We start from the raw sequence: 13878 nt of genomic DNA, 5'->3' as shown, positions 1-13878 counted from the left end.
GTTCAAATGGCGATTCAGCGTTTAATTGGTTTTGGGAAAAAAGAAGAGTTTAAGGAAATTTTGGCAATTTTAAGAAAGCAGAATCCTGATAGGATAAGGGTTCTGTGAAATTTGTCGTGTACAGAGAAATTTCTTATGAAAATCCAATGAAATATTCTTTTGAACATCAGCATCCTTTTTATCAGTTTAAAATTAAAAAATTATTGTGTGAAATAGCAATTGGAATGATGCCTGGTACAGTTTGGACAGGTAACGAAATTGATTCTACAGGTGGATATTTAGTAATTAAAGAAGATGGCGAGATCATTTGCTATCATCTGTATCATCGCCATGAATTTGAAGAGTATTTATACAATAATACAAAGTTTGAGATGGCAAGTAAAACCAAGCATGATTTTGGTCAATTATTTCTAAAGGACAATAAATTGTATCTGTCTTTAAATCTACAAATTCGCTTTAAATGATTAAAAATATATCTTTTATCTTAATATAGTTTGAACTTTTGATTCAATTTTCATAATAAAACTCAAATAGGATAATTTTAAATGGATTTAAAAACGTTTGAGTTACTTGCCCGCTATAATCTTTGGGCAACTCAAAAACTAAATCAGACTTTGCTATTGGTTTCAGATGATGATTTTTTCTTGGATCAGGGCTTATATTTTAAAAGTATTTTTGGCACTCTGAATCACTTGTTGGTCGGTGAGCATCATTTGTGGTTTCCACGTTTTGCTTTGCACAACTCACCAATTTTGCCATTAGATAGTATTGTGGAAACCAACAGAACACAGCTTGTTGAGCAACTTGAAAAGAAGGCTGAAAACTGGATTTATTTTTTAAATCAGGTGGATGAGAAAGTTTTTCATCAAGAGCTGCACTATAAAACATCAACTGGCGTGGAGATGCACTTACCCTATGCTGCAACCCTAATGCATGTGTTCAATCATGCAACTCATCATCGTGGGCAAATTACCGCGGCTTTAACCGCAATGGGATATGTCTGTCTTGAGCTTGATTTAATTTATATGTTGCTAGAAGACAAGGCTAAGAAGCGAATTGAATGAAACGACTAGAAATTTTATGTCTAGTGATTTTAATTTTTCTGATTTTATATCTGATTCAGTGGGTATTTCATGGTTTTCCAACAGCACATTAAAAGTAATTTTAATTGATGTGTAGATTCGAGTACTGACTTTCTGAAGTAAACACCAAAAGAGCGCATTACGCGCTCTTTTGATTTACATCTGCTTAGAATATTTTAGTAGTCAAAACTAAAATGTTCTGGTGCTAATGCAGTCATGGTTTTAGATGGATTGACCATTGCTTCTGCATGACCTTGGGTACGTGGCAATAAACGCTCAAAGTAGAAATCTGCAACTTTGATTTTGGCTTTATAGAACTCAGGTGTTTCCTGACCATTGCCTTCAGCCAATTTGGTCGAAGCCACAGCCGCTTGTTGCGCCCAGAAATAAGCCATCATGACATAACCAGAGAACATCAAGAAGTCTACTGAAGCACTGGATACGATGTCACGGTCTTTACGTGCTGCCAACATAATGCGCACGGTTAATGCGTTCCATTGAGCACATAGCTTGGTTAAGTCCCATGCAAAACGACGCATGTATTTGTTACGTGCATGCTGACCACAGAATTTCAAAATTTCAGCGGTGTAGTCACGAATCACTTTGCCCTTAGAGCTTAACAACACTTTGCGACCAATCAAGTCGAGCGCCTGAACGCCAGTTGTACCTTCATATAAGGTAGAAATACGTGAATCACGTACAATTTGCTCCATGCCCCATTCTTTAATATAGCCGTGACCGCCGTACACTTGCATGCCGTGGTTGGCAGCTTCATAACCCATTTCAGTTAAGAAACCTTTTAAGATTGGCGTATAGAAACCTAAATGGTCATCATGCGCTTCAAAAGCAGCAGTATCACCACGCATTAAAGCGTCGTTCATTTTATCTGCCAATTGTGCAGCATGATAAATCATGGCACGACCACCTTCTGCTACGGCTTTTTGCGTTAAGAGCATACGACGTACATCGGCATGGTGAATGATTGCATCAGCTACTTTTTCAGGGTCTTTTTTACCTGAAAGCGCACGCATTGACATACGTTCTTTGGCATACGGCAATGCACCTTGGAATGCCAATTCTGCATGGCAAATCCCCTGAATTGCTGTACCAATACGCGCAGTATTCATAAAGGTAAACATGGCATGTAAGCCTTTGTGTGGTTCACCAATCAAATAACCCACGGCATTGTCAAAGTTCAGGACTGCAGTTGCAGACGCGCGAATCCCCATTTTGTGTTCAATAGAGCCACAAGTGACAGGATTACGCTCACCCACCGTACCTTCTGCGGTTGGCAAGAATTTCGGTACGATAAATAATGAAATACCTTTTGTGCCTGCAGGCGCATCTGGGAGGCGTGCTAACACAATATGAATGATGTTTTCAGTCAGGTCATGTTCGCCTGCAGAAATAAAGATTTTGGTGCCTGAAATTGCATAAGTACCATCAGCCTGCGGTTCTGCTTTAGTTTTTACCTGACCTAAGTCGGTACCGCATTGTGGTTCAGTTAAACACATGGTGCCTGACCAAGTACCTGCAACCAAGTGCGGTAAATAGGTATCTTTTTGCGCGTCTGTACCAAATTGCATAATGGTGTTGATACAACCCACGCTTAAACCTGGATACATTTGGAATGACCAGTTTGCTGTACCCATCATTTCAGATTTGATGAGGTTTAGCGACATTGGCAGGTTTTGACCGCCGTATTGTTCAGGGTAAGACAGACCTTGCCAGCCACCTTGCACAAATTGGTCATAGGCTTCTTTAAAGCCTTTCGGTGTGGTCACATTGCCATTTTCAAAATGACAGCCTTCTTCATCGCCTGATTGATTAAGAGGAGAAAGTACATTTTCACAGAAATCTGCTGCACCTTCCAAAATCATATCGACTGTATCTGCGTCCGCAAGTTCACCGTTAGAAAGATTTTTGTAGTGGGTCGGGTAATCAAGCACTTCGTTCATTAAGAAACGAATATCGTGTAATGGGGCTTTATATGCTGGCATAGTCTTAATCCTAATTTAGAAATAGTTTTGGATTATCTGTATCGATATGTTGATTATTCACACTCATGATCAAAAAACATTGATAAGAATAGCGAATAAAAATGTCAGAAATGCGAATAGTGAAAATTATTCACCTTACAAAAACGAATGAAGTGTTATGTTACAATGTATCATAATCTATATGTTTGAACAGACCAATCTATAATGAATATAAGGTGTTTAGCAATGAAGATACAATTAAAATATTTATCTTTATGTCTTTTTAGTTTAGCTGCTACAGGTTGTTCGCAGCATGTCATTAAGACCAATTCCAATCAGACGGCAAGTATAGAACAAAAGGCAATTACAGGGTTAAATGCCATCTTTGAAACGCCAAGTTATGACTTTCAGGGCAAATTACGGGTACAGAGCAATTTAGTTGAAGCAATACCAAAAGTAACGGATATTGCTCCTACCACACTTGATCCTGTACTTAAAAAGCAATTAGATCAGTATTTAAAACAGCAAAAAGTCCGTTTAAGTACACAAGAAAAACAAAACTTATATACGGCAATGGCTAAGGAACAAAACTCTGCTTCCTATGCTGCAGGGGCAATCGAAAAATCGAGTCCTTTTAATTTTGTGTTGAATGTATTGAATGACACTCAGTTTAGCTACGATGGCTCGGTGCATTATCGGCAAAAAATTGCTGCTTTGAATGTGGCAGCACGTTATGAAAAACCGACACTTTTGGTGCAAATGAAAGTACCGATGGTGGTCGATTTTAATGAATATAAGTTCTATACCAATTATTTTTCTTTGTTGCCTTATTTGGTAAATAAAGATAGTCAAAATGACTTTGCCTATATCGACTTTTCTAAATACAAAGCCGATTTTGAGCGGATTAAAGTGGCACAATTTGCCGAATATTTAAAAGCCATGAATGCGGTGCCGTATGTATTGGCAGATTCTAATCACATTCAAAAATTATCTTTAACTGCACAAGAACGTCAGCAAAAAATTAGTGAAAAAATACGTTTGAACAGTAGCTTGGAAGATATGTTACTGCAGCTTGCCATGTTTGATCAGGTCAATGCACCGTATTTGCAACAGACCGTATTGGGGCAGGCGACCACAACTGAAGATGCTACTGAGCAAGTTGAAACTACACAAGATACATCAGCCAAAGAAAGTGCTGAAGACTACTTAAAACACAATGAAACTGCTGAAGATTATGGTATGAGCCAAGAGGCTTTTGTGGCTTATCAAGCCACCCTTGCTTTGCGTGATTTGGTCAGTCAGAAGTTTTATGCAACTGAAACGACAGCGAATAACGCAGCAGATTATTCAGCAGATGCTCGTGAAGATGCCACGCTTGCGGCTGAACAAGCCGTTCAGGCAGCGGCTGAGCAGGCTGAAGATTCAGCAACCACCGCAAGTATGCTAAGCGAACAAGACTGTCAGCGTTTGATCGAAACAGCAAAAACAGCCAAAGTCGGGGATTTAACCTACTGTGCTTATGCCTATGAATTAGAAGCATTTAGTCCAAATCGTGCTGAGCAGGCACAATCGGTATTGGATGAGCACTTTGCTTCACCGCAAGAAAAGCTAGCTAAAGTTTTTGAACCATATCGTTCGGAACAATTGGTCGATGCCGCTGCTTTCGCAGCTTTGTGGCAAAAACATCAGGCTGAAATTCAACAGATTATGAATGCTACACCTAAAGATAAAAAAACACCGATGCAAATTGATGTGGCTTTAGATGATCAGGGGCGTGCTGCAAAAATTGATTATGCACTGCAATTTAAACGCGAAAATTACGGCACAATTCATGTGTATAACGATGTCAGCATTGCGAATTATGGGCAAGCCAGCAAAATTGACCGTAGTGCGCTGCGTCAAGCCAAATCCATTCAAGAAGTCAGCAAAGACTCAATTTTAGAAAAATGGGTGACAAATTTAGGGCGGACTTTGGAGCAGGAAACTGCAGAAAATAAAGATAAGACCACTGCAAAACCCGCCTTAAGTTATGATGAAGAATTAGCGCAGTTGGCACAAAAAACCTATCAACAAACAGAATCTTTTAGTCAGACTTATCAGACTTTATTTTTAGTGCACATGGCAGCAGAGCAAAGTACGTGGGTAAAAAATCTTAGTCCACAAACCTTGCAGGAAATGGCAGAAGTGTATGCCTATTGGTTCAGTGATGAGCGCTACTATGACCCGAAAGGTGCCGCGCTAAAACGGATTGAAGCTTTACAAGCCAAGCATCATTTAGAAGAAGATGAGCAATTCAATAATGCAATTGGTCGTCGTATCAATAATTTGACTGAAGATGCAGTCGATGAAAATAAAGTCGCACTTGAATGGCGTAAGCTGAAACAGCAATACAAGCAACCACAACAGATATTTGCTCAGCAATATTTAAAAGCCTATGAAGCAGCTTATGATTGGGATGTGCCTGACTTGGAGAATTTAAAGAAAACGGCACACATTTTGGGGCAGACGTATGTTGATCGTCAGCAGGGCAAATTGAGCCAAAATTCAATTCGCACTTTAACTGAAGATCAGGCTGAACAGATTGATTATGAGTTATATATGGATGTGTATGAAGATATGCAGAAATTTGTAAAATAAACCGTGGGTGAAAAATGGGCAATCAGCGTTCAACAAGATTGCCCAGTTTAAATAAAAAAATAGCCCTTTGCTGCTCAAGGGCTATTTTTATTTGGTGATGATTTAGAGGAAATCTTTTAATTCAGGTTTCACGCCATTCCAAATATAAAAAGATTCAATCGCCTGTCCGACCAGCATGCCAAAACCTTCCGATGTCGGTACGCCACGCGCTTTGGCTTGTTCTAAAAAGCTCGAAGGTTTGCCATAAGCCATTTCATAAGCAAAATTAAACTGCAAACACTCAGGCAAGGTGAGGGCATCTCCCGTTAAGCTGGCAGACGTCGCATTAATGGCTAAATCAAATTGACCTATTAAATCGGTAAGTGCCATGGCTTGTAATTCTGCTTGCGGTACGGCAGCTTGTAGGTCAGCAACCAGTTGTTCAGCACGGGCAAGGGTGCGGTTGGCAATCACAATTTTTTTTGCGCCTGCTTGTACCAACGGATAAATTACCCCGCGGGTTGCACCACCAGCGCCAATAATCAAAATATCACTGTGCTCTAAATTCCAGCCCAAAGCACGAATGGCATCAACCAAACCCTGACCATCGGTATTGTCGCCATGCAAAACACCATCTTGCATCCACAAGGTATTGACTGCTTTGGCAATTTTGGCACGTTCGGTTAATACGCCACATTGGGCAAATGCTTGCTCTTTAAAAGGCACGGTTACATTCATGCCTACACCGCCCTGATTAAAAAAGTCTGCAACACTGTCTCTAAAACCATCAAGAGGGGCAAGGCGTTTGCTGTATTGCAGGTCAATGCCTGTTTTTTCTGCAAAGGCATGATGCAGTTCAGGAGAACGTGATTGTTCAATTGGGTTGCCAATCACGGCAAATTGTTTGCGCATTTGCCAAAATCCATGTGCTGAAATGTGCATCAATATACGTCAAATTCAGCGCGGACTAAAGCCTATGGTGGTATAAAACGGTGGGAGTCTTTGGACTTAAGGATTACAAATCTCTAAAACGGTTTCTAATACCAAAATAGTGGCAATCACGAACATGGCAATGCCCGCTAAAATGCTGCTACTAATGGCTAAGCCATCTGAAAGATGACTTTCAAAAATAAAGGTCATGCAAATTGAGCCAAGTAACATGGCAAAGGTTGCCCAAAATAAAAAGATTTTGTGTTTGAACAGCGGGCTAAACATGCGGATCTCCTGACAGATGTGGCGCAGTGTGACATAAGGCTTTGACAGTTTGATGAATTCGCCTTTGACTCATGGTTTGATGTATGGATAGTTAAATCCTATTTGTGCATGGTCGAATAGGGTGCGCGGTCACATCATCTATTAAAATCCATCCGCACTATCATGACAGTTAATTCATGCTGTGCATATTTATTGATTTGAAAATAAGCAATAAAGTTTGTAAGTAAAAAAGCGATTCGTGGAAGAATCGCTTTTTTGAACCTTGAATGTGATCTTTTTTACACTGCGATGTAGCAAGGTTTCACCAGTCGCGAGCTTTAACTCGTCTTGAGATTTAACCAATCGCGTGGTTTTAAATAATAGTCAGTGAGTTTTTTCTCTGCGGAATCTTCTGCCCATTCAGGACGGTACGACCATCCCGCCAAGTTCGGTAAGCTGACTAAAATGGACTCAATCCGTCCACCTGTCTGCAAGCCAAATAAAGTGCCACGGTCATAGACCAGATTGTATTCCACATAACGTCCACGACGGTAAAGCTGGAACTCACGTTGTGCTTCGGTATAGGCTTTGTCACGATTACGCTCAAAAATAGGCAGAATTGCAGCCAAATAACCGTTACCCACCGCCTGAATATAGTTGAAACAGGTGTCAAAGTCCCATTGATTCAGATCATCAAAAAATAAACCACCCACGCCACGCTGTTCATCACGGTGCTTTAAATAAAAATAGTCATCACACCATTGTTTATGTTCTGCATAGACTTGATCGCCAAAAGGCGCACATAAGTCATGTGCTGTTTGGTGCCATGCCAACACATCTTCATCATTTGGATAAAATGGTGTCAGGTCAAAACCACCACCAAACCACCAAATTGGCGGTTGTCCTTCAGGTTCAGCGACAAATAAACGCACATTGGCGTGCGAGGTGGGTACATGCGGGTTTTTCGGGTGAATTACCAATGATACACCCATCGCTTGCGCAGGTGCGCCTGCAATATTGGGATGACGCTCAGTTGCAGAAGCAGGCAGTTTGGAAATATTGATATGCGAAAACATCACCCCGCCTTTTTCAATGACTGTACCGTTTTGTAAGACACGGGAACGACCACCGCCACCTTCAGGACGTTGCCAGTCATCAATTTCAAACTGTGCGCTTCCGCCACCTGCCTGTTCTTGTTGTTCTAAAGCCGCACAAATTCGCGCCTGCAAATCGAGAAGAAATTCACGTACACGTTGAATATCCGCGTGAGTAGGATGCGACATGGCCACCTCAGGATAAAAATAAAATGGCTTACATCAAAACATAAAACTGTCTAAAAATTAAGGGGTTTATCCAGTTTGCTGCAAATCGCTCAGGCAATTGCGCAAGGTGCTTTGTATTTCAGCATGTATTCCGAGCAAAAGACTAGGTTGATTTCCATGCCTAAGCTCAGCACAATAGTTTTTACAATCTAAATTTTAGTCAGCAGCAATTAACTGAATGGGGCAGAGTGGATGACACAGCAGGCAAATTCTTTAATTCAAAAATACAATGTGCCTGGACCACGTTATACCAGTTATCCAACCGTACCTTATTGGGATGATGCTACCTTTTCTGCCGAGGCGTGGCAGCAAACGCTGAAGCGTTCGTTTGATGAATCTAATGCCAGCGAAGGCATTAGTCTGTATATTCATTTGCCATTTTGCGAAAGCCTATGCACTTTTTGTGGCTGTCATAAACGCGTCACCAAACGCCATGAAGTCGAGCAACCGTACATTCAGGCGTTATTAAAAGAATGGGACTTATATTGTCAGTTGCTCGAAAGCACTCCCATCATTAAAGAAATTCATTTGGGCGGTGGCACACCAACTTTCTTTTCTGTCGAACATTTGACGCAGCTTATTCAAGGCATTTTAGCAAAAGCCAAAGTGGCAGAACAGCACGAATTTAGTTTTGAAGGACATCCCAATAACACCACCCGTGAACATTTACAGGCTTTATATGACTTGGGTTTTCGTCGGGTTAGTTATGGCGTGCAGGATTATAATGAAAAAGTGCAGCGCGCCATTCATCGGATTCAGCCTTTTGAACATGTGCAACGTGTGACCGAGTGGGCGCGTGAAATTGGCTATGATTCTATTTCACATGATCTGGTTTTTGGTTTGCCCTTTCAAAATCTGGAAGATGTACTGAATACCATTGAGCAGACCCAGCGTTTAATGCCAGACCGTTTGGCGTTTTACAGTTATGCGCATGTGCCATGGATTAAAGGCAATGGGCAGCGTGGCTTTAAAGATGAAGATGTGCCTAAAGATGAATTAAAACGTCAGTGCTATGAAGAAGGCAAACAGCGTCTTTTGGCCTATGGTTATCATGAAATTGGGATGGATCACTTTGCCTTAGAACGTGATGGTATGTATCAGTCGTTTAAAAATGGTACCTTGCACCGTAATTTTATGGGCTATACCGCATCTAAAACGCAGCTTATGATTGGCTTGGGTGTTTCATCTATTAGCGACAGTTGGTATAGCTTTGCGCAAAATGAAAAAAGCATTGAAGATTATTATGCCCGTTTAGCCTGCAATGAAATTCCTGTGTTTAAAGGGCATGTGCTGGATCGGGAAGATTTGGTAATACGTCAGCATATTTTAAATTTAATGTGCAGCTTTGAAACGTCGTGGGCCAGTCCAGAATTGGCATTTCCTGAAATTGAGCAAGTGCTGCAACAGTTACAGGAAATGCAGGAAGATGAATTACTGCTCATTCAAGATCAGCACATTCAGATTTTGGAAAAAGGTAAACCTTTTGTGCGCAATATTTGTATGGCCTTTGATTTGCGTTTAAAACGCCGTATGCCGAATAATCGTATTTTTTCGATGACGATTTAAGTAAGTTGAGTAGAAATTATTTAATTCAAAAATTAAAAGGTGACTCAGAAGTCACCTTTATCATACATGTGCGCCATGCGTTCGTGTTTGGTTTGCAAATATTCTTCATTGAATGGATTTAGACCCACAGTTAAAGGCACACGGTCTACCACCGTAATCCCTTGTTCCTGTAATGCTTGAATTTTCAAAGGGTTGTTGGTGATTAAGCGCACAGCTTTAACCTGCAAATGATCTAGCATAATGCTGCACATATCATAGCGACGTGCATCGGCAGGTAAATTCAGCATTAAATTGGCATCCACCGTGTCATGTCCTTGATCTTGCAGGGCATAAGCACGAATTTTATTGGTCAAGCCAATCCCGCGACCTTCTTGGCGTAAATATAAAATCACACCTTGTCCTGCGTCATTAATCAGACGTTGAGTGGCTTGAAGCTGTGGGCCACAGTCGCATTTTAAAGACGCGAAAGCATCGCCAGTTAAACATTCTGAGTGAATCCGTACCAGAACGGGCTGGGTTGGCGCAGTGTCCAAACCTTTGGATAATGCCACGTGTTCTTCGCCAGTTTCAGGATCTTGAAATACCGTAATGTTGAATTCACCAAATGCGGTCGGTAATCGTGAGGTTGCGACAAACTTAATCGGCACTGTTTAACTCGTGAAATAGTCGATAAATTGTTTAAAGTATAGCGTAATGCTCAGACATTAGTAGAATAGCGAACACGAATTTATACAGAAGATTTTCTTTTTTGTATAAAGCGCACGATAATGGTTGATAAATAGTTAGATTATTCAGGATAATCTACCCACCCAACGTGTGCCCAACTGAAATCACTGCTCAAAACTACATCGCTAGAAATGTGGCTGATTGAAGGTAATACCATTCGGTTATATGATCGAGTAATTCCCATTGACCTCGCTTAGGATTTGCCAGGCTTTAGAAGGCTTTGCCACATATGCTGTATACAGAAATTCCAACTCAACGCCCTGTAACACCATTGCTCGATGAGATTGACCATCCGCAGCAATTACGTTTACTCGCGCAAAGCCAGCTTCCACAGGTGGCAGATGAGTTACGTCAATTCATTTTGTATGCCGCAGGTCAAAGTGGAGGACACTTTGGCGCAAACTTAGGCGTGATCGAACTGACCGTTGCGCTGCATTATTGCTTTAATACCCCACACGATCGCTTAATTTGGGATGTCGGTCATCAGGCTTATCCGCATAAAGCCCTAACAGGACGCCGCGAGCAACTCACCACCATTCGCGCCAAAGATGGTTTGGCTGCATTCCCTGCGCGTGAAGAATCTATTTTTGATACCTTTGGCGTTGGTCACTCCTCAACAGCAATTTCTGCAGGATTGGGGATGGCGTTGGCACGACGTTATCAACAAAACCCGTGTGAAGTTGTTGCCATTATTGGCGATGGTGCCATGACGGCAGGTATGGCTTTTGAAGCCATGAATGATGCAGTGGCCCACCAAGCCGATATGATGGTGGTGCTGAATGACAACGATATGTCAATTTCATGTAGCACAGGCGGCTTTGCCAAACATCTTGCTGCCATTTGGGAGCGTGGTGAATCGGTTTATGTCAGTGAAACAGGTGAAGCTTACGTGCAGCCACATCCAAAGTGGACGTATAACTCGCGTTTGCACTGTGCTGCTACTGAAGCTGCTGACAACTTATTTAAAGCGATTGGGTTTGATTATTTCGGCCCTTTCGATGGACATGATGTTGAACAACTCACACATGTGTTCAATGCACTGAAAAAACGTAAAGGTCCACGTTTAATTCACGTTTACACCAAAAAAGGCAAAGGTTTTGCGCCTGCCGAAGCCGATCAAATTAAATATCACGCCATTGGTAAAATTCATGCCAAAGCTGCGCTTGTCACCGCACCTAAATATTCTGATGTATTTGGGCAGTGGTTATGTGATCAGGCAGAACAAGATTCGCGTTTATTGGCAATTACGCCAGCCATGTGCGAAGGTTCGGGCATGGTGCAATTTGCCAAACAATTTCCTGAACGCTATTTTGACGTCGCGATTGCCGAACAGCATGCGGTGACTTTGGCTGCGGGTATGGCCTGTGAAGGTTTGAAGCCTGTGGTGGCGATTTACTCTACCTTCTTGCAGCGTGGTTATGACCAACTGATTCATGATGTCGCTTTGCAAAATCTGGATGTTACTTTTGGTATCGACCGTGCAGGTTTGGTGGGTGAAGATGGCCCGACCCATGCAGGTGCTTACGACTATGCCTATATGCGTACCGTACCGAATATCGTCATTATGGCACCAAAAGACGAAAATGAATGTCGTCAAATGCTGCACACGGCTTATTTATATAACGGCCCTGCAGCAGTGCGTTATCCACGCGGGCATGGTTTGGGTGTCGAAATTCAGCAGCAGATGACTGCAATTCCATTAGGACAAGCTGAAATTGTGGCGCAGTTCAATCCACAATATGATGACTATATTTCAGTGCTGGCTTTTGGTAGCCGTGTGCAAGCGGCAGTTGAAGCGGCTGAAGCGTTTGCTCAGCAGCACGATGTCGCAGTACGTGTGGTGAATATGCGTTTTGTGAAGCCATTGGATGAAAAACTGTTAGCTGAGATTGCAGACAGCACTGTATTATTCGTCACTGTAGAAGAGCATGCGATTATGGGTGGTGCAGGCAGTGCCGTGAGTGAATACTTGGCGAAGGCCCAGATTGTCAAACCGATTATTCATTTAGGTTTAGAAGATAGCTTTATGCAACAAGCGACACATGGTCAAATGCTGCAACAGGCAGGTTTAGATGCACAAGGCATTGAAAAATCAATGCAAAATGCTTGGCAAAAACTGCATCAATCTATATTGAATTAATTTTTAGCAACACTTCTTCCCCAAAAGCCTCAATATTTGCTAAAATATTGGGGCTTTCATGCATTATTCTTTATCAAACTCTTCAAATTTGTAGTGGGTGTTCAATGGAACCTATGGTGGTGATGGCTGCGCGTGCGGCTCAAACAGTTGGTCAAGAGCTTTTAAAAGCGCATCAGAATCGTCATAAACTCGATCTACAAGTCGAAGAAAAAGGCATTGATGGTCCTGTAACGCGCGTAGATCGTTACCTCGAGCAATTGACCATTGATACATTACGCAAAAGTTATAAAAATCACAGCTTCCTGGGCGAAGAATTTGGCATGCAGGAAGGCAAAGGTCACGATGCCGACTGGTGTTGGGTGATTGATCCTTTAGATGGCACGCTAAACTTTGTTCACGGTTTCCCTCATTTCTGTATTTCGATTGCAGTGCAACACAAAGGTGTGACACAGCACGGTGTTATTTACGACCCTGTAAAAGATGAATTATTCTCTGCGAGCCGTGGCCGTGGTGCGATGATGAATCAACGTCGTATTCGTGTAAATGTAAAAGACAGTTTAGACAACACCTTCTTGGCAGTGGGTCATGCTTATCGTGCTAAGCGCGATGGCGAAATTGTTTCTTATGCCAAAAACCATTTTGAAAGTTTATTGAATGTGACAGAAGCAGGCGCTCAATACCGCCGTGCAGGTTCTGCTGCATTAGACTTGGCTTATGTGGCTGCAGGTCGTTTAGATGGTTATTTTGAACTTGGCTTAAAACCGTGGGATATTGCTGCGGGTGAGTTAATTGTGAAAGAAGCGGGCGGTACTGTGGTCGATGCACGTGGTGGCAGCGACTCTATGGAAAATGGGCAAGTTTTGGCATGTTCAATGAAAATGTTAAAACCACTTATGAAAGCGGTTGTGCCTGCTTGGGGAGAAGCAGCGAAATAATCAGCTGATCATATTTATACTTAAATAAGACACTTAGCAAAGCTCTCATCCTGAGGGCTTTTCTTTTACCTAACGGTCTAAAACTGCTGGTTTTAAATCTGTTGTTATCGTCCATATACTAGCCATAAAAGTAGAATCTATCACTGTTTACACAAAAAACAGCAAAAGTCGATTAAATAAGGTGACTTTTAAAATAATCCTGCTATAATTCGCGCACGCACTTAATTTCTGTTCATTACCTGAACATTTCTCTTCTAATCATTGTGTATGCGCGTGCGGTCCAAAGAGAGGACGATATCTCGCGCCCCAATCGCTAAA

11 protein-coding genes are annotated in these 13878 nt (G+C 41.8%); 6 read left to right on the top strand and 5 right to left on the bottom strand.

Going from position 1 to position 13878, the window contains the following annotated elements:
- Positions 1-104 precede the first annotated feature (104 nt).
- Positions 105-464 carry an HpaII family restriction endonuclease gene (locus FTT78_RS08090; protein ID WP_257234766.1) on the top strand — a complete coding sequence of 120 codons (360 nt, stop codon included), beginning with the start codon at positions 105-107 and terminating at the stop codon, positions 462-464.
- An 81-nt stretch (positions 465-545) separates the two neighbouring features.
- Positions 546-1064 carry a DinB family protein gene (locus FTT78_RS08085; protein ID WP_180044037.1) on the top strand — a complete coding sequence of 173 codons (519 nt, stop codon included), beginning with the start codon at positions 546-548 and terminating at the stop codon, positions 1062-1064.
- Between the two features lie 194 nt (positions 1065-1258).
- Here FTT78_RS08085 and FTT78_RS08080 read toward each other — a convergent pair whose 3' ends face one another.
- Positions 1259-3082, bottom strand: a complete 1824-nt coding sequence (locus FTT78_RS08080; protein ID WP_154320290.1) for an acyl-CoA dehydrogenase C-terminal domain-containing protein — start codon at positions 3080-3082, stop codon at positions 1259-1261.
- A 225-nt stretch (positions 3083-3307) separates the two neighbouring features.
- Between FTT78_RS08080 and FTT78_RS08075 the strand changes: the two genes are divergently transcribed.
- Complete coding sequence (locus tag FTT78_RS08075; RefSeq protein ID WP_180044035.1) at positions 3308-5698, top strand: hypothetical protein; 2391 nt, start codon at positions 3308-3310, stop codon at positions 5696-5698.
- A 102-nt stretch (positions 5699-5800) separates the two neighbouring features.
- Here the strand turns inward: FTT78_RS08075 and aroE are convergent, their stop codons facing one another.
- From aroE to hemF, 3 genes are all read right to left on the bottom strand, one after another.
- Positions 5801-6589 carry a shikimate dehydrogenase gene (aroE, locus tag FTT78_RS08070; protein ID WP_167846346.1) on the bottom strand — a complete coding sequence of 263 codons (789 nt, stop codon included), beginning with the start codon at positions 6587-6589 and terminating at the stop codon, positions 5801-5803.
- 96 nt (positions 6590-6685) lie between these two features.
- The gene (locus FTT78_RS08065) at positions 6686-6892 is read right to left on the bottom strand and encodes a hypothetical protein (protein WP_004974627.1); all 207 of its coding nucleotides are present in this window, start codon (positions 6890-6892) and stop codon (positions 6686-6688) included.
- A gap of 317 nt (positions 6893-7209) precedes the next feature.
- Positions 7210-8154: an oxygen-dependent coproporphyrinogen oxidase gene (gene hemF, locus FTT78_RS08060; protein WP_131260599.1), complete on the bottom strand. Its 945-nt coding sequence runs from the start codon at positions 8152-8154 to the stop codon at positions 7210-7212.
- 231 nt (positions 8155-8385) lie between these two features.
- Here hemF and hemN point away from each other — a divergent pair, with 231 nt between their 5' ends.
- Entirely contained in the window at positions 8386-9759 is a 1374-nt protein-coding gene (hemN, locus tag FTT78_RS08055; protein ID WP_179989900.1) for an oxygen-independent coproporphyrinogen III oxidase, read from the top strand.
- Between the two features lie 44 nt (positions 9760-9803).
- Here the strand turns inward: hemN and ribA are convergent, their stop codons facing one another.
- A complete protein-coding gene (gene ribA, locus FTT78_RS08050) occupies positions 9804-10406 on the bottom strand; it encodes a GTP cyclohydrolase II (protein WP_004974633.1) in 603 nt (200 codons plus the stop codon).
- A gap of 308 nt (positions 10407-10714) precedes the next feature.
- Here ribA and dxs point away from each other — a divergent pair, with 308 nt between their 5' ends.
- Both dxs and FTT78_RS08040 read left to right on the top strand, forming a co-directional pair.
- The gene (gene dxs, locus FTT78_RS08045; protein WP_180044033.1) at positions 10715-12625 is read left to right on the top strand and encodes a 1-deoxy-D-xylulose-5-phosphate synthase; all 1911 of its coding nucleotides are present in this window, start codon (positions 10715-10717) and stop codon (positions 12623-12625) included.
- 104 nt (positions 12626-12729) lie between these two features.
- Positions 12730-13560: an inositol monophosphatase family protein gene (locus FTT78_RS08040; RefSeq protein ID WP_019836885.1), complete on the top strand. Its 831-nt coding sequence runs from the start codon at positions 12730-12732 to the stop codon at positions 13558-13560.
- The last annotated feature ends 318 nt before the right edge of the window (positions 13561-13878 follow it).

Origin of the sequence: Acinetobacter sp. YH01011, assembly GCF_013420785.1 — a bacterium.
GTDB lineage: Bacteria > Pseudomonadota > Gammaproteobacteria > Pseudomonadales > Moraxellaceae > Acinetobacter > Acinetobacter towneri.
Note: the sequence above shows the minus strand (reverse complement) of the source record. Positions and strands in the feature narration are given on the sequence as shown.